Consider the following 23,231-nt stretch of genomic DNA (forward strand, 5'->3'; position numbering starts at 1 on the left):
GACCGGCCGACGTGGCTCGGCCGACCCTGCCCGCGGCCGAGTCAGTTCATCGTCGGGATGGTGAAGCTGGCGCCTTCCTTGAGCCCGGAGGGCCAGCGCGAGGTCACCGTCTTCGTCTTGGTGTAGAACTTGATCGAGTCCGGACCGTGCTGGTTGAGGTCGCCGAATCCGGAGCGCTTCCAGCCGCCGAAGGTGTGGTAGGCGATCGGCACCGGGATCGGGACGTTCACGCCGACCATGCCCGCGTTCACGCGGCTGGTGAACTCGCGGGCGGCGTCGCCGTCCCTGGTGAAGATCGCGACGCCGTTGCCGTACTCGTTCTCGCTTGGCAGCCGGAGCGCTTCCTCGTAGTCGGCGGCGCGCACGATCGACAGCACCGGCCCGAAGATCTCCTCGCGGTAGATCCGCATGTCCGGCGTGACGTGGTCGAACAGCGAGGCCCCCGCGAAGAACCCGTCCTCGTGGCCCTCCAGCGAGAAGCCGCGGCCGTCGACGACCAGCTCCGCACCTTCCTCGACCCCGGCGGCGACGAGCTCGTCGACCCGCTGCAGCGCCTGCTTCGTCACCAGCGGGCCGAAGTCCGCGGTCTCGTCGAAGCTGGTGCCGATCTTGAGCTTGCGGACCCGCTCGGTGAGCTTGTCCACCAGCGCGTCCGCGGTGGCCTGCCCCACCGGGACCGCCACCGAGATCGCCATGCAGCGCTCGCCCGCCGAGCCGTAACCCGCGCCGACCAGCGCGTCCACCACCTGGTCCAGGTCGGCGTCCGGCATCACGATCATGTGGTTCTTGGCGCCGCCGAAGCACTGCGCGCGCTTCCCGTGGGCGGCGGCGGTGCTGTAGATGTACTCGGCGATCGCCGAGGAACCGACGAACCCGACGGCCTCGATGCGCGGATCGGTGAGCACCGCGTCCACCGCGACCTTGTCGCCGTTGACCACGTTGAGCACGCCCGGCGGCAACCCGGCCTCGATGAACAGCTCCGCGAGCCGCAGCGGGACCGAGGGGTCGCGCTCGGAGGGCTTGAGCACGAACGTGTTGCCCGCGGCGATGGCCGGCGCGGCCTTCCACAGCGGGATCATCGCGGGGAAGTTGAACGGCGTGATGCCCGCGACCACGCCCAGCGGCTGGCGCATCGAGTAGACGTCGATGCCGGTGCCCGCGTTCTCGCTGTACTCGCCCTTGAGCAGGTGCGGGATGCCGACGGCGAACTCCGCGACCTCCAGGCCGCGCTGGATGTCGCCCTTGGCGTCGGGGACGGTCTTGCCGTGCTCGGCGGAGAGCAGCCGGGCCAGCGAGTCCATCTCCTCGTTGACCAGCTGCAGGAAGCGCATCATGATCCGGGCGCGCTTCTGCGGGTTCTGCGCCGCCCACGCGGGCTGCGCTTCGGCGGCGTTGGCGATCGCGGCGGAGACCTCCTGGGTCGACGCCAGCGGCACCTTGGCCTGCACCCGCCCGGTGTTCGGGTCGAACACGTCACCGAAGTTCCCGGAGGTTCCGGCGACCCGCTTGCCGCCGATGAAGTGCTCCAACTCCTGGGGCATACCGCACCGCACCTTTCGCCGATCTCACCGTTGATCCCGGACGCGCCCGCGCTCGCCGGATCAAGCCTTCCCCGGTTCGCAATTTAGTCGGGCTTCCAACCTTCGGTCACCCAATCATCACTCTAGTCGATCCGGCCGCTACAGGTGCTGCACGTCACAGCATTCGAACGGGTGAAGACCTCGTCCGACCGATCCGCCGAAGCGGCTACCGGCGCGGCCTGCACCGCCGTGAGCAGCGAGAAGGTCCGGATTTCACGAGCGTCGGCCTGCGCGGCGCCCGGGTGCCGCCGCACGCGGCGAGCGGGCCACCGGGCACGTGCTCGCGAACCGAGCGGCATCCGGTTCAGCCGGTGGTCTCGAGCGCCGCCGCGATCGTCTCGGCGATCAAGGCGAACGAGATCGCTCCGGGATCGGGCGAACCGAGGCTGCGCTCCGCCGTCGGCCGGGTCCGGGCGCCCTTCGGCTGCAACGACGCCGTCTCCCCGGCCGCCGCCCGGGCCGCCTCGGCCGCGCGCGTCCACGAACCGGAACCGGCGATCTCCGCCGCGAACGGTGCGATCGCGTCCACCATCGTCTTGTCCCCCGGCTGCGCCCCACCGGTGCGCACGATCGACTCCGCGAACGCCGCCACCCCGGCCGCCAGCTCGGCGGCCCGCGGCGCCTCCCCGTCGGAGAGCTCACCGGCGAAGGCGCGCACGCCGGTGCCCCACAGCACGCCCGAAGTCCCGCCCGCCCGCGCAGCCCAGGCATCGCCCGCCTCCGCCAACGCCGAACGGACCCCGGCGCCCGCCCGCACCGCGATCAGCGCGGCCTCGTGCGCGGCGCCGGTCCCCCGCACCATGCTGCGGCCGTGACCACCATCGGCGGCCACCGCGTCGATCCGGCCGATCTCCTCGGCGTGCGCCTCGATCACCCGGTGGATCTCGCCCAGCACCGAGGCCGTCGCCGTCGCGGCCCGGCGGGATTCGAGGAGGGCGCCGGGGTACACGCGCACCCGTGCGGGGGCGCGATCCGGCACGGCCCGCACCGTCGCGGCCCGCGGCCGGGCACGCTTGCGGTACGCGGGCGCGTCGGCCGAGGCGCGCCAGAACCGCTCCAGCTCCTCGTCCAGCCAGACCAGGGTCAGCGACACCCCCGCGGTGTCGAGGCTGGTCACGAGCTCACCGGACTCCGGTTCCACGATCTCCAACCCGGCGCCGCGCAACCGCGCCGCGATTCGGGACCACAGCACGAACAGCTCCTCGTGCCCGATGCGCCCCAAGCCGTTGAGCACCGCGCCGACCCGGACGCCCGCGCCCGCCGGGGACTCCGCCAGCACGCCGTCGACGACGACGTCGGCGAGTTCCGCCGCCGTCGAGAAGTCCGCATCGGACGACCCCGGCTCGCCGCGCACGCCCGGGCCGATCTTGCCGACCGGCGCCGCGAACAGCGGCCCGTCCCGCCCCGACGAGGCGCGCCCGTCGGCAGCGACGCCGAGGGTGCGGGTGCGCTCGTTGGCGAGGACCGCGATCCGCTGCACCTCGTCGAGCACCAGGCCCTCGTCCGCCGCCGCGGCGGCCATCTTGAGCACCGCGAAGTTCCCGGTGGCACCGCCGCGCCGCGACGGCGCCTCCGCCGAGGCGATGTCGTCGGTGATCGCCACCGCGCGGCAGTCGATGCCGTCCCGGAGCAGCCGATCCCGCGCGACCCCGAAGTTCTCGGCGGCGTCCGGGTGGTTGCCGAAGGCGAACAGCACGCCACCCCCGCGATGCGCGGCCCGCGCCACCGACCTCGCCGCCCACGACGACGGCGAGGTGAACACGTCGCCCACCACCGCGCCCTCCGCCATCCCCGCGCCGACGAGCCCGTGGAACGCCGGGTAGTGCCCGGAGCCCCCTCCGACGACCACGGCGACGCTGCCCTGCGGCGACGGGACCGCTCGCACCACTCCGCCCTCGACCCTGCGCACGCGAGCGGCGTGCAGGTCGCAGAAACCGGCGAGCGCGTCCTCGGCGAACGAAGCCGGATCGTTGAACAAGCGCGTCATCGTTTCCCCACCCTGCCACGGCTTCGCACCAAGCGGCCCGCGCAGCGGCGCCACCGCTCTCGAAGCGCGCCCCCGGTCCGGGCAGCACGTCGACCAACCAGGGTGCGTCCGGCCCGCCCTCCCCCGCCGGGTGAACGCGCGACCGTCAGCGGCTCACAGCACCAGGTCCGCGGCCAGCACCAGCGCCAGCGCGACCACGGACATGATCGACTGGGCGACGGTGTAGACCTGGAACGCGCCGCGGGTGGACAGACCGAGCATCGTGCGGAACATCCAGAACGTGTTGTCGCTGACGTGCCCGCCGAAGCTCGCGCCCGCGGCGGCGGCCAGCGCCACCAGCACGGCGGGGGTGCCGAGCTCGCCGACGACCGGGGCGAGCAGCGTCGCGCCGGTGATCGCCGCGACCGACCCCGACCCCTGCGCCAGCCGCAGCAACGCCGCCACCGCCCACGCCAGCAGCAGCGGTGAAGCGCTGCCCGCGTGGAACAGGCCGGAGACGATGTCGCCCACCCCGGTCCGGCTGATCACCTCGCCGAGCGAACCCGCGACACCGGTGAACAGCAGGATCGTGCCGCTCGTCGAAGCACCCCTGGTCAACGCTCGCTCCACGGCGTCGCGCGACAACGTCCACGCCGTGAGCGCGCATCCGATGAGCAGGCCGAGCAGCAGCGCCACCACCGGATCGGCCAGGAACGAGATCCAGCCGATCTCCACACCCGCCGTCTCCGTCACCGTGCCCAGCACGATCAGGGCCAGCGGCACCAGGACCGGCAGGACCAGCACGATCAGCGGCAAGGCGCGGCGCGGCGCCTCCTCCGGAGCGACCTGCATGCCCTGCGGACCGCCGTCGGCGGCGACCTCGTCCTTCGCCGGATCCCACGTGCGGCGCATCAGCCTGCCGTGCAGGAACACCGAGATGACGATCGAGAGCACCCCGATCCCGATGCCGCACAGCAACATCATGCCGAGCCCGACGCCGAGCGAGCCGCTGATCGCCAGCGCCGCCGCGCCCGGCAGCACCATCAGCAGGCCCACTTCCAAGCCGATGGCCAGCGCCCCGCCGACGGCGGCGACGCTCGCCCCGGTGCGCGCCGCGACCGACCGGGCGATGGGCGCCAGCATCACCAGCGCCACGTCGAAGTAGATCGCCGGGAACACCACGCCGGAGGACAGTCCGAGCGCGTACGGCGACCGGGACTTGCCGAATGCCTTCAAGAACAGCTCGACGATGCGTTGCAACGTCCCGGTCGCCGAGAGCAGCGAGCCCAGCAGCACGCCGAACCCGATGATGAGGCCGACTTCGGCCATCAAGCCGCCGAAGCCGTCCGTGACGGCCTTCGCCGTCTCCTCGAACCCGAGGCCGGTGGCCAGCCCCAGGTAGAGCGAACCCAGCACCAGCACGATGACCGGGTTGAGCCGTGCCGCCACGATCAGCGTGACGATGCCGACCACGGTGATGGCCGTGTGCAGCAGGATGAGGGAGTTGGGCATACCACTCGTTCTTTCCGTGATCCTCGTCGTTGAGGCGGTGCGGTGGATGGGCGGTCACCGGCCGGTCGAGCTTCCAGGAGCACGTTTTCGCACGTCACAACACCCCCTGGAAGCGACGCGGCACGCCGCGCCCGAAGTGCGGTGATCAGTTGATGTGCGAGCCGCCGTTGATGTCGAAGGTGGCGCCGGTGATGTAGCCGACGGCGTCACCGGCGAGGAACGCGATGGTGGCGGCGACGTCGGTGGTGCGGCCGTTGCGCCCGACCGGCACGTCGGCGATCAGCTTCTCCTTGCGATCACCGGTCAGCAGGCCGCCGGTGATGTCGGTGTCGATGAGTCCGGGCGTGACCGCGTTGACCACGACCCCGTTCGCGCCGACCTCCCGCGCCAGCGCCTTGGTGAGGCCGAGCACGGCGGCCTTCGCCGCGGAGTAGTGCGAGCCGCCGAACACGCCGCCACCGCGCTGCGCGCTGACCGAGGAGACGTTGACGATGCGGCCGTACCCGCGCTCCACCAGGCCCGGCAGCACGCGCTGGGTCACCAGGTAGGTGCCGGTGACGTTGACCTTGAACACCAGGTCCCACTCCGCGGGTTCGATGTCCAGGAAGCGGGTGGGGCGGGTGATCCCCGCGTTGTTGACCAGGGCGGCGACCGCGGGAAGCTCCGAGGCTTCGACCGCGCCGACCGCGGCGTCCACCGACGCCTGATCGGTGACGTCGGCCTGCACGCCCAGCGCGCGGACGCCGTGCTCCTCGGCGACCAGGGCGGCGGTGCGCTGCGCGGCCTCGCCGTCGAGGTCGAGCACGGCGATGTCGAAGCCCGCGGCGGCGAGCTGGCGTGCGGTCTCCCGACCGATGCCGCGTTCCGAGCCTGCGCCGGTGATCAGGGCGGTGCGAGCGGATTCGGACATGCGGGTCCTCCAAAGCGGGTCGGATCTGCGGTCGGTCGCCAGGCTCGTGCGCTGACGCCGGAATCTGGGAGTGCGGCCGGGACTGACGCGCGGGTCAGCCGGCCAGCAGCGCGGCGATGTCCGCTCGTGCCGCCGCGGCCTCGGCGGGCCGGTCCTGCTCGGCGACGTCGTGGGTTTCGAGTTCGAGCACGTAGCGGCCGTCGTAGCCGTGCTCGCGCAGCGTCCGGACGACCCCGGCGAAGTCGGCTCGGCCGCGGCCGATGCTGAGGTTGATGTCGCCGGGTTCGGCGTCGCGGAAGTGCACGTGCTCGATGCGTTCGGCGAACTCCCGCGCGAAGGCGACCTCGTCGAACCCGCCCGCCACGACGTGGCTGACGTCGAAGACGAAGCCCGCCGATGCCGCCGGAACCCGGTCCAGCAGCGCCTCGGCTCGCTCGGCCGTGTGGCAGAACCGGTAGTGGTGCAGCCCTTCGACCAGCAGCCGCACCCCGCTGTCGGCGGCGAGCCCGCCGAGCAGGCGCAAGCCGCGCGCGATCCGGTCGAGATCGGTGGCCTCGTCCACGAACGGTTCTCGGTGCTGGGCCCCGCACGGCACGATCATCGCCGCGTCCAGGCTCGCGGCGAGCCCGACCAGTGCCCGGCCGGAGTCGAGCAGGTCGTGCTCGCCGAGCCTCGGGTCGTTCAGCGGGCCGGGGTCCACGTTGATCGCCCAGGTGCGCAACCCGGACGCCCGGACCACGTCCACGAGCTCGTCCGCGGGCCCGGTCAGCGGAGTGGGTATGTGGTCGCAGACGCCGGGAAGGCCGCCGAGGTCGATGCCGTCGAAGCCGAGTTCCCGGATGACGGCGAGCGCTTCGCTCACCGGCCGCTGCCGGAACGAGATCGTCGAGCAGCCCAACTCCGGCATCTGCCTCACCCCTTCGTGCGTTAGGTAGCGCACAGTTAACGTCGCGTCTCGTTGACTGTCAACAGTCGACCGTTATTCGTCGAGGCGGAGGTGGATTACGATGGGCGCGACCACCAGCAGAGAGGCGATGCACAAGTGTCCCTGGATGTTCCGGCGCTCGGCGGCGTCGACCGGCAGACCTTGCGCGAGCAGTCGTTGCGGAAGCTGCGCGAGGCGATCAGCAGCGGCCAGCTCGAACCCGGCAGGCGGCTGATCGAGACCGAGCTCAGCGATGCGCTCTCGGTCTCCAGGGGAACGCTGCGCGAAGCCCTGCGGCACCTGGTGCAGGAAGGGCTCGTGGTCGCCGACGAACGCGGCAAGCTGCTCGTGCGCGCCCTGACCACGGCCGAGGTGCGGGACATCTTCGCCGTGCGCGCCGCCTTGGAATCACTGGCGGTGGAGGCGCTCTGCGATGCGCCCGACCGGAGCGCGAGCGTCGCCGAGCTCCGCGAATCGGTGGACCGGCTGCGGGACCTCGACCAGAGCATGGCGACGCTGGTCGAAGCCGACCTGGCCTTCCACCAGCGGATGTGCGAGCTCACGGGCAACGCCGCGCTGGTGCAGTCCTGGCAGCACATCTCCGGACTCACCCGGGCCACCATCGTCCGCTCCGGGCCGGAGTTGGCCGTGCGCAACATGGCCTGGCAGCGGCATTCCCCGATCGTGGACGCCATCGAGGCCGGGGACTCCACCAAGGCCCGCGAGGTCGTGCGCGAGCACATGCGGGAAACGGCGGAGCGGATCGTGTCGGTTCTGCAGGACTGACCGGGACCGGCGCCCCCCCTGCCAGGTGCCGGAGCCGCGCCTATCCTGCCCGCATGGCCTCTGAGCCGGTGGACGTCTGGGCGATGGCCGACCTGGTCACGCCCTTCGCCGTGCGGACCGTGGCCACGCTGCGAGTGGCCGACATCGTCCAGGACGGCCCGGTCCCGCTCGACGAGATCGCGAAGCGGTCCGAGACCCGAGCCGATCCGCTCGGCCGGGTGCTGCGATTCCTGGTGCGGCGCGGGGTCTTCACCGAGACCGAACCGGACGTGTTCGGCCCCAACGAGGCTTCCCGCTCGTTGCAGAGCGACGCGCCGGGCGGGAGCCGGGAGTGGCTCGACCTCGACGGGGCCGTCGGCCGCGCCGACCTGGCCTTCGTGGAGCTCATCGAGCAGGTCCGCGGGCGCCACCCCGCCTACCGGGCCGCGTTCGGGCGCTCGTTCTGGGAAGACCTGGCGCACAGCCCGCAGTTGTCGGACTCCTTCGACGACCTGATGGAGACCAAGTCCGGCGAGTTCGTCCCGTCCGTGGCTGCGTCGCTGGCGTGGGACCGCTTCGACCAGGTCACCGATGTGGGCGGCGGCAAGGGCGTGCTCGTCGCCGAGATCTTGGAGCGCTATCCCGCGGTGCGCGGCACGGTCGTGGACCTGGCCGGTCCGGCCCGTGCCGCGGAGGACTACCTGGAATCCCGCGGCGTGCGGAACCGGGCGGACGTGGTGGTCGGCAACTTCTTCGACCCGTTGCCCGCCGGTGCCGACGCCTACGTGCTGTGCGACGTCCTCGGCGACTGGGAGGACGAGGACGCCGTGCGGATCCTGACCCGCTGCGCCGAGGCGGCGGGCCCGGAGAGCAGCGTGATCATCATCGAGCTGCTGCCCGACCCGGATGGCGAGTTCACCGAGATGGACCTGCGGATGATGATCTACGTGGGCGGCCGGATGCGCGATCTGGACCGGACGGAGCGGATCACCGCCGCCGCCGGGCTGTTCGTCGCCGCCGTCACGCCGCTCGACGACGGCCACGGCATCATCGAATGCCTTCCCGACCGCTGAGTTCCGCGAGCCCGAGCGACGCCCGCCACTTCTCCGGCAGATCCGCGGCGGCAGCCGCGACGTGCTCCTTGCGCTCCCGGTCTCCCATGCCCAGCGCGAGCACGTCGGCGACCGTGACCAGGTGGTCGGGCCTGCTGAGCACCTCGACCGGATCGTCCGCGGTGATCTCACCGGCCCGTTCCACCGCGAGGTAGGCGCCGGGACGCCCGACCTCGGCGAAGCGCTTCACCAAGCCCTCGACGTCCCAGAACCCGGCGAAGACCCGGCACGGGGTGCGCGGCCCGGTCACGCGCAGCACCGCGCCGCCGACCCGCCACCGTTCTCCGACCAGCGCGGAGCTGGAGTCGCAGCCGCTCAGGCTCAGGTTCTCGCCCGCGTTGCCGGGCACGAGTTCCTTGCCCAGCTCCACCGACCAGAACCGGAGATCCTCGACGTCGAAGGCGTAGGCGGCCTGGTACCAGGCGCCGTGGTGCTTGGTGTCGATCACGCGATCACCACCCACCCCGGTCTCGGTGAACCGGATCGGGCCGGGCACCGGCCGCTTGTCGATGCCCGTGCTGCCCATGCGGCCGGTCCACTGGCCGGTCCGGAGCACGGCGACGTTCACTGACTGCACATGACCCACCGGGTCAACCTATGTGCGCCGAGCCTGGCGACGCACCCGGATTTCGCCCACACTCCGCCGAATCCCGCAGCGAACAGGCCGCTGAGGTTCCGCTGAGCACCGGCGCGAGCCCGCCGGGAAGAAGTTCTCAGGACAAGCGGGTGCGCGCGGCGTCGAGCGCGTTCTTGGCCTGCTCGTCGAGCGTCCGAACCAGTTCGGCGGCGGGCAGCGGAGTCGCCTGCGCGTAGGTCTGCCCCGCCCACAGCGACATCGCCTCCGGATCCCCGGCTGCGCTCGCCGCACCCCGCACCGGTTTCGTCAGGTGGTGCAGCTGCGGATAGGCGGCCGGGGCATGCGGACCGTGCTCCTGCAGGAACCGGTTGACCAAGCCGCGCGCCGGGCGCCCGCTGAACGCGCGGGTGATCGCGGTACCCCTGGTTCCGGCCGCGAGCTCCGCGCGCTGCGCGGGCGCGGTCCCCGCCTCGTCGGAGAGCAGGAACGCCGTACCGAGCTGCGCCGCCACCGCACCGGCCGAGAGCACCGCGGCCACGTCCGCGCCCGACACGATGCCCCCGGCGCCGATCAGCGGGAGATCGACCGCTCCGGAGATCACCCGCAGTGCACCGAGCAGGCCGAACAACTCCCCACCGGCCGCGGAATCCGCGTCGTCGTCGAACACCGCGCGGTGTCCGCCCGCCTCGGCACCCTGCACGCACAGCAGGTCGACCCCGGCTGCGGCGGCCCGCCGCGCCTCCGCGGGAGTGGTGACCGTGCAGATCACCTGCGCGCCAGCCCCGCGCAGACGATCCACGGTGGACTTCTCAGGGCAGCCGAAGGTCAACGACACCACGGGAATCCGTTCGGCGATCACCAGCTCGACCTTCGCCTGGTACAGATCGTCGTCCCAGTGCCCGGATCCCGCCCGCACGCCGTAGCGCTCGGCCTCGGCCGCGACCCGCTCCCGGTAGTCGCCCAGGTCGAGGTCGGCTCGCCGCCCCGGAACGAACAGGTTCACCCCGAACGGCTCGTCGGTGAGCTCGCGCACCCGCCGGATCTGCCCGGCCAGCGCCTCTTCCGCGAGGTAGCCCGCCGCCAGGAAACCGAATCCGCCCGCGCCACCGACAGCCGCCACCAGTTCGGGAGTGGAGATCCCGCCCGCCATCGGCGCCGCGATCACCGGAGAAGTCCGCCGCTCGATCATGCCCGGACCCTAGTGTTCACGAGGCCGCCGCGCGATCACCGCTGCCCGGCTCGTGAGGGAACCCACGCGGGAACGGGTTCGCCGACCTCGCACCGCGGACACCGGGCGAGCCCGGACAGCACCGCCGCGCTCGGCCGATCTGCGCGATGACTTCGGTCCGCGCGCCCCGAACGACCCGAAGCACCCGACGCGTGCCGCCGACCCGCCGACCGAGTTGAGCGGCTCGGTCAACGCGCACCGCGCCACCTCCGAAGGTCTGTGCCACGGGACACGAGTTCACCGAACGTGTACCGAACGGGAAAACGAGCTGTAAACGACCTTGCCCCTCGTCATCGCGGCGGCGAATCTCTTGGCACATCAGGCAATCCACATCGAGAACAGGTGATCCACATGAACACGACCACCGAGCAGAACACCGCCGCCGAGCCCCGCGCGCGTCTCCGGCGCTTCGCGTTCGCCGCCGTCGCAGTCCCCACCCTCATGGTCGGCCTCGCGCTCCCGGCGAACGCCGCGGAACTGACGCCGATCGCCGAGGCGCTGGACGCGACGCTGGCCGACACCCTGTCCTCGATCGGCGCGGCGCTGGACGCGCTGGGCCTGGCAGCCTGATCCGGCGCACCGGCGGGCGCACCTCGCGCGCGTCCTGGTGAACCGATCGGCCCACTCGAGCGGGGCGGGAACCCGGCGCGGATTCCCGCCCCGCTCCCGTGCGCCGATCGTCCGCGGGAACAACGGCCCGCCTTCATGGTCGTAGCCCCGCCACCAGGTCCGATGCGGTGAGCTTGACGGGGAACGGGCGCTGCACCTCGAACACCTCGTCGTTGCGCACGCGGGCGATCCGCTGATAACCGGACCCGCCCACGAGCTCCCACGCCGCGATCTCGGGCTCCTCCAGATCAGGGTCCACCAGCCAGAAGAACCGCACGCCCAGCTTCGCGTAGATCGCCTTCTTCAACGTCGTGTCCTTGAGCCTGCTGCTCGCCGATACCACCTCGACCGCGAGCTCCGGCGCCGCGGGCAGGTTCCGCAGCGTGAGATCGTCGTGGCGCGCCACCAGGACGTCGGGCCGCAACTCCGTGAACGGATCCGGCCGCACCGCGAACGGCGCGGCGAGCACCCGGTACTCCGAGGTGCAGGCGATGTGCAGCTGCGAGGCCAACTCCACCACCGCAGCCTGGTGCGGCCACCCCGGGGCCGCGCTCACCATCAGGTCGCCGTCGATCAGCTCGTAACGCCGGCCGTCCTCCGGCGAACCCTCCAGGTCGTGCACGCTGAACGGCCGTCCCGCTCCCGATTCGATCCGCATGATCGTCACCCCTTCCGCTGGTGCCTGCTGCCCCGTCGGCGCGGGCGCCGACGAGAACCGGTCTGCGATGAAGAGGGACGAACCCGCCGATCTGATACAGCCGTCACCAGAAGGTGTGAGCGCAAAAAGTGGGCGGGAATCCCCATCGGAGATTCCCGCCCACTCGCACCATTGCGATCACTCACACCCCGCCACAGGGCCGCTGGTGCGTCTGGGGTGAGCGCTCCCGCGACGAAACGCTCAACCGTTTTGCAGTGCGGAGGCGGGCACCGAGGTGCCCGGCGCGGCAGGTCCCGGCCGCCGCTGGCCGGAACCGCCGCTCCCCCGCTCGATCCGACGCCCCCGAGGCGCCGGATCACGTCGCGATCAGAACTGCGCGGCCTCGGTCGAACCGGCCAGCGCGGTGGTCGACGAGTCCGGGCTCACCGCGGTGCTGATCAGGTCGAAGTAGCCGGTGCCCGCCTCGCGCTGGTGGCGCGTGGCGGTGTAGCCCTGCGCCTCGGCGGCGAACTCGCGCTCCTGCAGGTCCACGTAGGACGTCATGCCGTCCGCCGCGTAGCCCTTGGCCAGGTCGAACATGCCGTAGTTCAGCGCGTGGAAGCCGGCCAGCGTGATGAACTGGAACTTGTAGCCCATGTGGCCGAGCTCCCGCTGGAACTTGGCGATGGTGCTGTCGTCCAGGTTCTTGCGCCAGTTGAACGACGGCGAGCAGTTGTAGGCCAGCATCTGGTCCGGGTACTTGTCCTTGATGGCCTCGGCGAACCGCTTGGCCACTTCCAGGTCCGGCTTCGAGGTCTCCATCCAGATCAGGTCCGCGTGCGGCGCGTAGGCCAGGCCGCGGGTGATGCAGGGCTCGATGCCGTTGCGGACCTTGTAGAAGCCCTCGGAGGTGCGCTCGCCGGTCACGAACTGCTGGTCGCGCTCGTCGACGTCGCTGGTCAGCAGCGTCGCGGCCTGCGCGTCGGTGCGAGCGACGACCAGCGACGGCACGCCCGCGACGTCCGCGGCGAGGCGAGCGGCGTTGAGCGTCTTGACGTGCTGGCTGGTGGGGATGAGCACCTTGCCGCCCAGGTGGCCGCACTTCTTCTCGGAGGCCAGCTGGTCCTCCCAGTGCACGCCGGCCGCACCGGCCTGGATCATGCCCTTCATCAGCTCGTAGGCGTTGAGCACACCGCCGAAGCCCGCCTCCGCGTCGGCGACGATCGGGGCCATCCAGTGCGTCGGCTCCGACTCGGTCTCCTCCGCCTCCGGGTCCAGCGCCTCGGACCAGCTGATCTGGTCGGCGCGCTTGAGGGCGTTGTTGATCCGGCGCACGACCTGCGGGACCGAGTTCGCCGGGTAGAGGCTCTGGTCGGGGTAGGTCTCGCCCGCCAGGTTGGCGTCGGCGGCGACCTGCCAGCCGGAGAGGTAGATGGCCTTGAGCCCCGCGCGAACCTGCTGGACGGCCTGGTTACCGGTCATCGCGCCCAGCGAGTTGATGTAGTCGGTCTCGTGCAGCAGGTTCCAGAGCCGCTCGGCACCGCGCCGGGCCAGGGTCTGCTCCTCTTGCACGGAACCGCGCAGCCGGACGACGTCCGCGGCGGTGTGGGTACGCTCGATTCCCTTCCAGCGGGGGTTGGTGTCCCAGTCGTGCTGGAGTTCTTCGGCGGCCTTGATCGCCTGCTGGCGGGTTCCAGGCTGGAGGCTCATGGTTCTTCCCCTTCCGGGATGTTCGTTGCGGCGTTGCTGAACCCAGTGTTGCCGGAGAACCAGCCCGTTCCGAGAAGAAATCCATGGAAATTTCGTAGATTTTTCTGCTAACATCAACGACATGGCCGAGTTCGCCTCTGAAGAAGACCGTAATTTTTCCACCGACCAAGACCTTCTGGTCTTCGGGCAGCGGTTGCGCCACCTGCGCCGCGCCGCCGGGCTCACCCTCGTTGAGCTGGGCGAACGCGTTGGCCGCGCACCCTCGCAGCTGTCCCTGCTGGAGAACGGGCACCGCGAGCCGAAGCTCTCGCTGCTGCGCGGGCTGGCGGACGCGCTCGGCAGCTCGGTGGACGAACTGATGTCGAAAAAACCGCCGAACCGTCGCGCGGAGCTCGAGATCGCCGTCGAGCAGGCCCAACTCGACCCGCTGTACCAGCGGCTGGACGTGCCACCGCTGAAGGTGGGCAAGCGCGTGCCTACGGAGGCGCTGGAGCACGTGCTCGCGCTCTACGACGAGCTGAAGCGCCGGGAAACCAAGCAGGTCGCCACCCCGGAGGAAGCGCGCAAAGCGAACGCCGAGCTGCGGCGGATGATGCGCGAGCACGGCAACTACTTCCCGGACATCGAGAAGGCCGCCTCCGGCATCCTCGACCGGGTCGGCTACCACGGCGGCGCGCTCTCCGAGGGCCTCATCCAGTCCATCGCCACGCATATGGGTTACGGCCTGCGGTTCGTCACCGACCTGCCGCGGTCGGTGCGCTCGATCACCGACCTGCGCCACAGCAGGATCTTCCTGCGCCGGGAATCGCTGGGCATGCACAGCCCGCGCACCATCCTGCTGCAGACCCTGGGGCACCTGACCCTCGGCCACAGCCAGCCGCGGGACTTCGCGGACTTCCTGCGGCAGCGGGTGGAGGCGAACTACTTCGCCGCGGCCGTGCTGATGCCGGAGCGGACGGCGGTCAGCTACCTCAAGCAGGCCAAGGCGGATCGCGACCTGGCGGTGGAGGACCTGCGGGACGTGTTCTCGGTGTCCTACGAGATGGCCGCGCACCGGTTCACCAACCTCGCGACGCAGTACCTGGACCTGGTCTGCCACTTCGTGCGCAACGACGAGACCGGCATCATCTACAAGGCGTACGAGAACGACGGCCTCGTCTTCCCCACCGACCCGGCGGGCGCCATCGAGGGCCAGCGGATGTGCCGGCACTGGGCCGGGCGCACGGTCTTCGCGTCGCCGGACCGGTACTCGACGCACTACCAGTACACCGACAAGCCAGGAGCAACTCACTGGTGCGTGGCGCACGTGGACCCGAACCGGGGCCGCGATTTCGCGATCACGCTGGGAGTGCCCTACACCGAGTCCCGCTGGTTCCGCGGGCGCGAGACCACGAACCACTCGAAGTCGCGCTGCCCCAACGGCGAGTGCTGCCAGCGCCCGCCGACGGAGCTCTCGAACCGGTGGCAGGGCATGGTCTGGCCGTCAGCGCGGGCGCACTCCCACGTGCTCTCAGCATTGCCGTCCGGAACGTTCCCCGGCGTGGACGAAGCCGACGTCTACTCCTTCCTCGAATCCCACTGATCGGGACCGCCCCGGACGCCTTCTCCCCGACCGAGGAACCCCGATCGCAGAGCGGCTGACCAGGACGAACTCACCGCGGTCATCGAAGCGACCTCACCCTCCGGCGCTTCGATGACCGCGACCGGCTCGAAGCGTGCACCGCGGGTCGATCATCGGGCACGGCGGTTCTTCGGCTTGGCCGAGTCCATCGCGAAGTCGACGAACCGGGACGCCGCCGGGGACAGCGGTCCAGGACGCCAGAACAACCGCCCGGCCCGGACGACCTTCGGGCGCAACGGCAACACCGTCGCCCCCTCCCGCGCGGCCCCAGCAGCCATCGACTCCGGCAGCAAGGTCACCCCTGCCCCGGCCAGCACCAGCGGTACGACCATCGCCAGGTGCACGGTCTCCACCGACACCCTCGGCCGCAGGTCGCGGGCGGCGACCACGTCATCGATGACCCCGCGCGTGGCGGTTCCCTCCGGCGTGGTGACGAAGTCCAAGGCGGCCAGCTCGGACAGCCCGATCCGCTTGGCGGTGCGATGACCGGGCGGCAGCACGGCGTAGATCTCCCGGCCGGGCAACCGGATCCCGTCCATCCCCTCCGGGTCGGTTCCCGAGTCGACCATGCCCAGTTCGCACTCACCCGCACGAACGATGCCGGTCAGCGACTTCCCCGACTCCTGATCGACCACCCGCACGTCCACCTGCGGGTGGTGGTGGAGGAACTTCCCGATCAGCCCCGCGAGCGGATCGATGGCGAGCGTGGTCTGCGCGACGATGTCCAACCGACCGGAGGTCAGTCCCAGGACCTGGCGCACCGAGTCCTGGGCCGTGGTCAAATCCCGCATCACCTGGCGGCCCGGCTCCAGCAGCGCTTCGCCCGCCGGGGTCAGGCGCACCCCGTGCGGGAGGCGGTGGAACAGCTTGCCTCCCAAGCGGTTCTCCAGCTGACCGATCGCCGCCGACAGCGACGGCTGCGCGACGTGCAACGCCTTCGCCGCACCGGTGAAGCTGCCGTGTTCAGCGACGGCCAGGAAGTACTCGACCTCACGACGCTCCACAACCGCCTCCCCTCACATCCGGTCACCGTAACCATCCCGGACACGACGGTCTGCGCGAGCGCTTCGGCCCGGCGACGACCGCCGGGCCGAAGAACGACTGATCAGTCGTGGGCCGCGCGGAAGCGCTCCCTCGCCTCGACGTCCTCCGAATCGCTGGCCAGGTCGTCGCCCAGGTCGAAGCGCACCGACCGCAGCCGCCCGGTGAACGCGTTGTCCACCGGCTCGTAGTCGTCCACCACCGGAGAGGCCCGGTCCACGCCGATGTCGAACGTCTCGTCGAAAGCGAAGTAGTACGGGATGGTCGCGTCCACCCGGCCAGTGGCGACCTTCACGCCGTCGACCTCCAACCTGGCCGTCCCGCCGTTGCCGACACCACCACCGTCGTAGCCGAAGTCGAGCCGCACCTCGTGAACGCCCGGCTCCAACCGGTCACCGGTGATCTTGTAGATGTCGGTGCCGAAGTAGTTGTAGGCGTAGCTGGGGCGGCCCTCGTGGAAGTACAACGACCAGCCGCCGAACCGCCCGCCCTGCGCCACGATCACGCCTTCGGCACCGCTCTCCGGCACCTCGACCTGCGCGGTGATCACGTGCGAGCGGTTCTTGATGTTCGGCGCGGTCTCCTCGGTGAGCCGCTTGGCACCGGGGTGGAAGGTGATGGTCTTGCGGTCGCCGAGCAGGTCGAGCCGACCGGCCTCCTTCGGGTTCTCCCGCTCCGTCATCCGGTCGTCGAGCGGGAACACCTGGTGCTTGGCTGCCTCGACCAAGAACAACTGCTGCAGCTCGCGGAGCTTGCCGGGGTGCTCGGCGGAGATGTCGTGCGCCTGGCTCCAGTCCACGTTGGTGTCGTAGAGCTCCCAGCGGTCGTCGTCGAAGGAACGGCGAGTGCCGTCCTGCACCATCTCCCACGGCGTCCCGTGCCGGGTGACGGCCATCCACCCGTCGTGGTAGATGCCGCGGTTGCCGACCATCTCGAAGTACTGCACCCGGTGCCGATCCGGTGCCTCGGCGTCGTTGAAGCTGTAGAGCATGCTGGTGCCCTCGATGGGCTGCTGCGGCACGCCCTGCACGGAACTCGGGTGCGGGATGCCCGCGGCCTCCAGGATCGTCGGCACCACGTCGATCACGTGGTGCCACTGGTCGCGGACACCGCCGCGTTCCTCGATGCCCTGCGGCCAGTGCACGATCATGCCGTCGCGGGTTCCGCCGAGGTGCGAGGCGACCTGCTTGGTCCACTGGTACGGCGTGTTCATCGCCAACGCCCAGCCCACCGGGTAGTGCGCGTGCGTCGTGGCGTCGCCGAGCGCGTCGCGGTGCGCGTTGATGAACTCGGCGCTGTCCGGGATGCCCGTGGCGAAGCGGTGCTCGTTCAACGTGCCGCCCAAGCCGCCTTCGGCCGAAGCACCGTTGTCGCCAAGGATGTAGATGAAGATCGTGTTGTCGAGCTCGCCCAACTCGTCCAGCGCATCGACGAGGCGGCCCACCTGATCATCGGTGTGCTCGGCGAAACCGGCGTAGAGCTCCATCAACGAGGCCGCCGCGCGGCGCTCCTCCTCGGACAGCTCGTCCCAGTGCGGAACGCCCTCGGCCCACGGCGCGAGCTCGGTGTCCGGCGGCACCACGCCCAGTTCCTTCTGGCGCTGCAACGTGATCTCGCGCTGCCGGTCCCAGCCGTGGTCGAACTTGCCGCGGTACTTGTCCCGGTACTCCTGCGGCACGTGGTACGGGGCGTGGGTCGCACCGAACGGCAGGTACGTGAAGAACGGCGTGTCCGGTTTCAGCGTGTGCTGGGTCTGCATCCAGTCGATCGCGTGATCCACCAGGTCCTCGGAGAGGTGGTAGCCGTCCTCCGGGCGGCGGTCCGGCTCCACCGGATTCGTGCCGTCGAACAGCACCGGGTACCAGTGGTTCATCTCCGCGCAGAGGAAGCCGTAGAACTTCTCGAAGCCCTCACCGGTGGGCCAGCGGTCGAACGGCCCGGCCGGGCTCACGTCCCGCGCGGGGGTCTGGTGCCACTTGCCGAACGCGGCCGTGTTGTACCCGTTCCCGTTGAGCAGCTGGCCGATCGTGGCGGCGCTGCGCGGGCGGATTCCGCAGTAGCCGGGCGCGGCGCTGGACATCTCGGTCGTGACGCCCATGCCGACCGAGTGGTGGTTGCGGCCCGTCAGCAGCGCCTGACGCGTCGGCGAGCAGATGGCGGTGACGTGGAACCGGGAGTAGCGCAGTCCACCGTCGGCCAGGCGCTGCGCCGCGGGCATCTCGCACGGCCCGCCGAACGAGCTGGACGCGCCGAAACCCATGTCGTCGATCAGGACCATCACGACGTTGGGCGCACCGGCCGGAGCGTTCAGCGGCTGAACCGGGGTGAAGGCGGGGTCCTGGTCTCGTACGTCGAGCGAGGTGGCTGAAGCGGGCGGGGCGTCCGGGATCGGCAGGTGTTCACGCGATACGTCGGATGCTCCCATGTGCTACCTCCTGTGCGATGCGGTGAACGAGCACGGGAGACGAAACCGCAAGCGGCGCAACGAATTCCGGGTCTCCACGATGCCGACCGAATGCTAGTCGGCGAGCCGCCGGGAGCAAGGGTTCCCACGAGCCGGACACCGCTGGTCAGCGAGGTCCACGACACATCCGGCCGACATCGCGCCTGGTGATCACACGTCCCGATGACGGGAAGACCGATTCACGATGCGCGCCATAGCCGCCGCCTATGGCGCGCACCTCGCCGACTGTTCGTTCAACGCCGGAGCCGCTGGGCAGGACCGCGGCAGGTCACTTCTTCGGCTTGGACTTGTCGTCCTTGCCCGCCGAGTCGTCCGTGGACAGCGCCGCGACGAAAGCCTCCGGCGGCACTTCGACCCGGCCGATGGTCTTCATCCGCTTCTTGCCCTCCTTCTGCTTCTCCAGCAGCTTGCGCTTCCGGCTGATGTCACCGCCGTAGCACTTGGCGAGCACGTCCTTGCGGATGGCGCGGACCGTCTCCCGCGCGATGATCCGCGAACCGATGGCGGCCTGGATCGGCACCTCGAACTGCTGGCGCGGAATCAGCTCGCGCAGCTTCGAGGTCATCTTCGTGCCGTAGCCGTAAGCGGCGTCCTTGTGCACGATCGCGCTGAACGCGTCGACCGGTTCGCCCTGCATCAGGATGTCGACCTTGACCAGCTGCGAGCTCTGAGTGCCCGACTCCTCGTAGTCCATCGAGGCGTAGCCGCGGGTGCGGGACTTGAGGTGGTCGAAGAAGTCGAACACGATCTCGGCCAACGGCAGCGTGTAGCGCAGTTCGACGCGGCTCTCCGACAGGTAGTCCATGCCGTCCAGCCGGCCGCGCCTGCTCTGGCACAGCTCCATGATCGTGCCCACGAACTCGGACGGGGCGATCACGGTGCACTTGGCGATCGGCTCGTGCACCTCGCCGATCTTGGCCTCCGGCCAGTCCGACGGGTTCGTGACCTCCAAGTCCTCACCTTCGTCCAGCTTCACCTGGTAGACCACGTTCGGCGCGGTGGAGATCAGGTTCAGGCCGAACTCGCGCTCCAGCCGGTCCCGGGTGATCTCCAGGTGCAGCAGCCCCAGGAAGCCGCAGCGGAAGCCGAAGCCCAGCGCGCCCGAGGTCTCCGGCTCGTAGGTCAGCGCGGCGTCGTTGAGCTGCAACTTGTCCAGCGCTTCCCGCAGGATCGGGTAGTCCGAGCCGTCCAGCGGGTACAGGCCCGAGTACACCATCGGCTTGGGCTCGCGATAACCACCGAGCGCCTCGACGGCGCCCTTGCGCTCCGCGGTGACCGTGTCGCCGACCTTGGACTGGCGGACGTCCTTCACACCGGTGATCAAGTAGCCGACCTCGCCGACGCCGAGCCCGGCGGAGGGCTTGGGATCCGGCGAGATGATGCCGACCTCGAGCAGCTCGTGCGTGGCGTTGGTGGACATCATCCGGATGCGCTGCCGCGGCGTGATCTTGCCGTCGACCACCCGGATGTAGGTCACCACGCCCCGGTAGGTGTCGTAGACCGAGTCGAAGATCATGGCGCGGGGCGCCGAGTCGTGATCACCCTCGGGAGCCGGAATCTGGCTGACCACCTCGTCGAGGACCGCCCCGACGCCCTCGCCGGTCTTGGCCGATACCCGGAGCACATCGGCGGGCTCGCAGCCGATGATGTGGGCGAGCTCGGCCGCGTACTTGTCCGGTTCCGCGGCGGGCAGGTCGATCTTGTTGAGCACCGGGATGATCTGCAGGTCGTGTTCCATCGCCAGGTACAGGTTCGCCAGCGTCTGCGCCTCGATGCCCTGCGCGGCGTCGACCAGCAGGATCGCGCCCTCGCACGCGGCCAGCGACCGGCTCACCTCGTAGGTGAAGTCGACGTGCCCCGGAGTGTCGATCATGTGCAGGACGTGTTCGACACCGTCCTTCTCCCAAGGCAGGCGCACGTTCTGCGCCTTGATCGTGATGCCGCGTTCCCGCTCGATGTCCATCCGGTCCAGGTACTGCGCCCGGTACGCCCGCTCCCCCAACACCCCGGTGAGCTGCAGCATCCGGTCCGCCAGCGTCGACTTGCCGTGGTCGATGTGCGCGATGATGCAGAAGTTCCGGATGCGCTCCGGGTCCGTGAAGGTGTTGTCGGCGAAGCTGCTCACTCGGTGTTCCTTGGGATCTCGGGGTCCTCGCGGGGCGCGCGTTCAAACCACATCGTCCCACGCCGCGGGCAGCCCCTTATGCCCAGTTCCGAATGCCCGGATCCGGGGCGCGGCCCCGTCAGCTCACCGCGGACGCTGGTCGGCGCGGACCGGATGGTCCGGCGGGACCTCCACGAGCACGATCCGCATGCCGTCCGGGTCGGCGATCCGCGCTTCGTCCAGGCCCCACGGCTGACGGACCGGCGCGGTCTCCACCGCAACGCCCAGCCCGCTGAGCCGACCGAACTCCGAGCGCAGGTCGCGCACCTGCAACCACAGCACCTGATCGGGGCTGGGTCCGTGCTCACCTCGGCCCGACAACTCCAGGAACCCCTGGCCCAGGAAGAACACGGTGCCTCCCGGGAATTCACGGGAGATCGCGAGGCCCAGCACGTCCCGGTAGAAGCGCAGCGAGCGCTCCGGGTCGAGCGGACGAAGGATCATGCGGCTGTTGAGGACCTCCATGGGTCCGGTTGTACCGCCTCGGCCGCATCGGGGCGAAAAAACGGCGGGCCCCCCACCACGAGGGTGGGGGACCCGCCGAGCGGATCACCGCTCTCAGACCAGGCGAACGCCGCTGGCCTGCGGGCCCTTCTGGCCCTGGGTGATCTCGAAGGTCACGGTCTGGTTCTCTTCCAGGGTGCGGAAGCCGGAGCCGTCGATCGCCGAGTAGTGGACGAACACGTCCGGGCCGCCACCGTCGGGCGAGATGAAGCCGAAGCCCTTCTCGGAGTTGAACCACTTCACGGTGCCCTGTGCCATCTCTGTCTCCTCACAGCTGATGAGTACCGATGCCCGCACTGTGCGGACAACGGGGCCTAGTCCAGACGGCGAACTCTCCAGCTTGCGCTCAGGACAGAGTCGCGCCCGCAACTTTCGCGAGCGTGTCGAACACGAACACAAAAATCGGCCGACTCATACAACCACACCCAGGGCCGGATCATTCCCGCGACCCGCCGGTGTTCTCGATCTCAACCCGCGCATGTCGCGGCCCTCCGCAGCAGCGGTGACGCCTTGCCCCGCGGCCCGATCGGAACCGGCCTCCGGGAGGCTCAGATCCCGGACGCGAGCTTCCACCCGAGACTCGCCACCAAGGCCACCACGACGGCCAGGAAGACCTTGCGCACGAACACCGAACCGCGGCTGGACGCGATCGCCGCACCCAGCACGCTGCCCGTCGCGTTGCTCACCGCCATCGCCAGCGCCAGACCCCACAGGATCTTGCCCGCGGCGATGAAGAACAGCAGCGCGCCGAGGTTCGTCGCCACGTTGACGATCTTCGCCGTCGCGGACGCCCCGACGAAGGCGAAACCGACGAGGCCGACGAGCAGGAAGACGAGGAACGAGCCGGTTCCGGGGCCGGCGATGCCGTCGTAGAACCCGATCGCCGCGCCGCCCGCCACCATCACCTGGGTCTGCCGAGCCGGACCGAACCGGGGCGCCTCCACCGAACCGAGGTCCGGTTTGCGCCACGTGTAGATCCCGACCGCGATCAGCGCCACCAGCACCACACCGGTCAGCACCGCCTGCGGCAGCGCGGCGGCGAACATCGCGCCGCCCAGCGCGCCGACGAACGCCACCGCCGCCATCGGCAGCGCGCTGCGCCACGGCACCGGTGTCCGCTTGGCGTAGGTCCGCGCGGCGGCAGCGGTCCCCGCGACGGCGGCGAGCTTGTTCGTGCCCAAGGAATAGATCAGGTCGCCACCCGGCACCAGCAGCAGCATCGCCGGCAACTGGATCAGGCCGCCGCCGCCGACGATGGCGTCCACCGCGCCGGCGAGGAACGCCGCGCAGCAGAGGAAGATCAACCCGGCCAGCGACAGTTCGGCGAAGCCGGGCCAGCCCAATGCGGTGAACACGACGGGTGACCCTATGCGGCCGGCCACCGACGAGGGCGCCGCTTGTGAGCGTCCTCGCAGCCAGGACCGAAGCGGAGCGCCCGGTGCGGCGTTGCTAGGATTGCCGACCGTGCCGTGCGGCATTCCGCCAGGGAGGAAAGCTGCTCGCGCCGAGGTCCGCTCGACCCGGCACGGCAGCGCCGATACAGCGCGGCACGACGAGTCCGATCGAGGAAAGAGGCGCCCGCAGTGGCCAACATCAAGTCCCAGATGAAGCGGATCAAGACCAACGAGCGCAACCGCCTGCGCAACAAGTCGGCGAAGTCGTCGATCAAGACGGCCATCCGCAAGTTCCGCGAGGCCGCTGCCGCCGGCGACAAGGACAAGGCCCTCGAGCTGCAGCGCGCCGCCTCGCGCACGCTGGACAAGGCCGCCGGTAAGGGCGTCATCCACGCCAACCAGGCCGCCAACAAGAAGTCGGCGCTGGCCAAGGTCGCCAACGAGCTCTGAGCCACGCGGCACCGGTCGGGTTCGCTCTCGACCGGTCGCAGGCTGACAGCGGGGTCCGTTCC

General features: G+C 70.3%; 20 protein-coding genes. 5 read left to right on the top strand and 15 right to left on the bottom strand.

The window, feature by feature from the left end; genetic code table 11:
- Window positions 1–41 precede the first annotated feature (41 nt).
- The 5 genes from OOZ19_RS15365 to OOZ19_RS15385 all read right to left on the bottom strand — a co-directional run bounded on the left by OOZ19_RS15365 (window position 42) and on the right by OOZ19_RS15385 (window position 6,875).
- On the bottom strand, window positions 42–1,541 hold the full coding sequence (locus OOZ19_RS15365; RefSeq protein ID WP_266090779.1) for a CoA-acylating methylmalonate-semialdehyde dehydrogenase: 1,500 nt from the start codon (window positions 1,539–1,541) through the stop codon (window positions 42–44).
- 343 nt (window positions 1,542–1,884) lie between these two features.
- The gene (locus OOZ19_RS15370; protein WP_266090780.1) at window positions 1,885–3,567 is read right to left on the bottom strand and encodes a dihydroxyacetone kinase family protein; all 1,683 of its coding nucleotides are present in this window, start codon (window positions 3,565–3,567) and stop codon (window positions 1,885–1,887) included.
- A 153-nt stretch (window positions 3,568–3,720) separates the two neighbouring features.
- Complete coding sequence (locus tag OOZ19_RS15375; protein ID WP_266090781.1) at window positions 3,721–5,058, bottom strand: GntP family permease; 1,338 nt, start codon at window positions 5,056–5,058, stop codon at window positions 3,721–3,723.
- Window positions 5,059–5,203: 145 nt separating this feature from the next.
- Window positions 5,204–5,968, bottom strand: coding sequence for an SDR family NAD(P)-dependent oxidoreductase (locus tag OOZ19_RS15380; RefSeq protein ID WP_266090782.1), 765 nt, complete (start codon window positions 5,966–5,968; stop codon window positions 5,204–5,206).
- Window positions 5,969–6,062: 94 nt separating this feature from the next.
- Entirely contained in the window at window positions 6,063–6,875 is an 813-nt protein-coding gene (locus OOZ19_RS15385) for a sugar phosphate isomerase/epimerase family protein (RefSeq protein ID WP_266090783.1), read from the bottom strand.
- Window positions 6,876–7,010: 135 nt separating this feature from the next.
- Here OOZ19_RS15385 and OOZ19_RS15390 point away from each other — a divergent pair, with 135 nt between their 5' ends.
- Both OOZ19_RS15390 and OOZ19_RS15395 read left to right on the top strand, forming a co-directional pair.
- Entirely contained in the window at window positions 7,011–7,679 is a 669-nt protein-coding gene (locus OOZ19_RS15390; protein ID WP_266090784.1) for a GntR family transcriptional regulator, read from the top strand.
- Window positions 7,680–7,732: 53 nt separating this feature from the next.
- Complete coding sequence (locus tag OOZ19_RS15395) at window positions 7,733–8,731, top strand: methyltransferase (RefSeq protein ID WP_266090785.1); 999 nt, start codon at window positions 7,733–7,735, stop codon at window positions 8,729–8,731.
- On the opposite strand, the gene OOZ19_RS15400 is transcribed toward OOZ19_RS15395, so the two are convergent.
- Window positions 8,706–9,347 carry an MOSC domain-containing protein gene (locus tag OOZ19_RS15400; RefSeq protein ID WP_266090786.1) on the bottom strand — a complete coding sequence of 214 codons (642 nt, stop codon included), beginning with the start codon at window positions 9,345–9,347 and terminating at the stop codon, window positions 8,706–8,708. The genes OOZ19_RS15395 and OOZ19_RS15400 overlap by 26 nt on opposite strands.
- Before the next feature lie 136 nt (window positions 9,348–9,483).
- Window positions 9,484–10,536, bottom strand: coding sequence for an NAD(P)H-dependent flavin oxidoreductase (locus OOZ19_RS15405; RefSeq protein WP_266090787.1), 1,053 nt, complete (start codon window positions 10,534–10,536; stop codon window positions 9,484–9,486).
- A 390-nt stretch (window positions 10,537–10,926) separates the two neighbouring features.
- On the opposite strand from OOZ19_RS15405, the gene OOZ19_RS15410 reads away from it, so the two are divergent.
- Window positions 10,927–11,145: a hypothetical protein gene (locus tag OOZ19_RS15410; RefSeq protein WP_266090788.1), complete on the top strand. Its 219-nt coding sequence runs from the start codon at window positions 10,927–10,929 to the stop codon at window positions 11,143–11,145.
- Window positions 11,146–11,278: 133 nt separating this feature from the next.
- Here OOZ19_RS15410 and OOZ19_RS15415 read toward each other — a convergent pair whose 3' ends face one another.
- Together OOZ19_RS15415 and aceA are read right to left on the bottom strand one after the other, a co-directional pair.
- Window positions 11,279–11,842: a Uma2 family endonuclease gene (locus tag OOZ19_RS15415; protein WP_266090789.1), complete on the bottom strand. Its 564-nt coding sequence runs from the start codon at window positions 11,840–11,842 to the stop codon at window positions 11,279–11,281.
- A gap of 366 nt (window positions 11,843–12,208) precedes the next feature.
- A complete protein-coding gene (aceA, locus tag OOZ19_RS15420) occupies window positions 12,209–13,531 on the bottom strand; it encodes an isocitrate lyase (protein WP_266090790.1) in 1,323 nt (440 codons plus the stop codon).
- A 121-nt stretch (window positions 13,532–13,652) separates the two neighbouring features.
- On the opposite strand from aceA, the gene OOZ19_RS15425 reads away from it, so the two are divergent.
- Entirely contained in the window at window positions 13,653–15,113 is a 1,461-nt protein-coding gene (locus OOZ19_RS15425) for an XRE family transcriptional regulator (RefSeq protein ID WP_266090791.1), read from the top strand.
- Between the two features lie 149 nt (window positions 15,114–15,262).
- Here the strand turns inward: OOZ19_RS15425 and OOZ19_RS15430 are convergent, their stop codons facing one another.
- From OOZ19_RS15430 to OOZ19_RS15455, 6 genes are all read right to left on the bottom strand, one after another.
- Window positions 15,263–16,156: a LysR family transcriptional regulator gene (locus OOZ19_RS15430; RefSeq protein ID WP_266090792.1), complete on the bottom strand. Its 894-nt coding sequence runs from the start codon at window positions 16,154–16,156 to the stop codon at window positions 15,263–15,265.
- Window positions 16,157–16,257: 101 nt separating this feature from the next.
- On the bottom strand, window positions 16,258–18,618 hold the full coding sequence (locus tag OOZ19_RS15435) for an arylsulfatase (protein ID WP_266090793.1): 2,361 nt from the start codon (window positions 18,616–18,618) through the stop codon (window positions 16,258–16,260).
- Window positions 18,619–18,925: 307 nt separating this feature from the next.
- A complete protein-coding gene (gene lepA / locus OOZ19_RS15440; protein WP_266090794.1) occupies window positions 18,926–20,782 on the bottom strand; it encodes a translation elongation factor 4 in 1,857 nt (618 codons plus the stop codon).
- Window positions 20,783–20,905: 123 nt separating this feature from the next.
- The gene (locus OOZ19_RS15445) at window positions 20,906–21,286 is read right to left on the bottom strand and encodes a VOC family protein (RefSeq protein WP_266090795.1); all 381 of its coding nucleotides are present in this window, start codon (window positions 21,284–21,286) and stop codon (window positions 20,906–20,908) included.
- Window positions 21,287–21,379: 93 nt separating this feature from the next.
- Complete coding sequence (locus OOZ19_RS15450; RefSeq protein WP_184477684.1) at window positions 21,380–21,583, bottom strand: cold-shock protein; 204 nt, start codon at window positions 21,581–21,583, stop codon at window positions 21,380–21,382.
- 290 nt (window positions 21,584–21,873) lie between these two features.
- Window positions 21,874–22,680 carry a TSUP family transporter gene (locus tag OOZ19_RS15455; protein ID WP_266090796.1) on the bottom strand — a complete coding sequence of 269 codons (807 nt, stop codon included), beginning with the start codon at window positions 22,678–22,680 and terminating at the stop codon, window positions 21,874–21,876.
- Window positions 22,681–22,908: 228 nt separating this feature from the next.
- Between OOZ19_RS15455 and rpsT the strand changes: the two genes are divergently transcribed.
- The gene (gene rpsT / locus OOZ19_RS15460; protein ID WP_266090797.1) at window positions 22,909–23,169 is read left to right on the top strand and encodes a 30S ribosomal protein S20; all 261 of its coding nucleotides are present in this window, start codon (window positions 22,909–22,911) and stop codon (window positions 23,167–23,169) included.
- Window positions 23,170–23,231 lie beyond the last annotated feature (62 nt).

It is taken from the genome of Saccharopolyspora sp. NFXS83 (assembly GCF_026241095.1).
Taxonomy (GTDB): domain Bacteria; phylum Actinomycetota; class Actinomycetes; order Mycobacteriales; family Pseudonocardiaceae; genus Saccharopolyspora_C.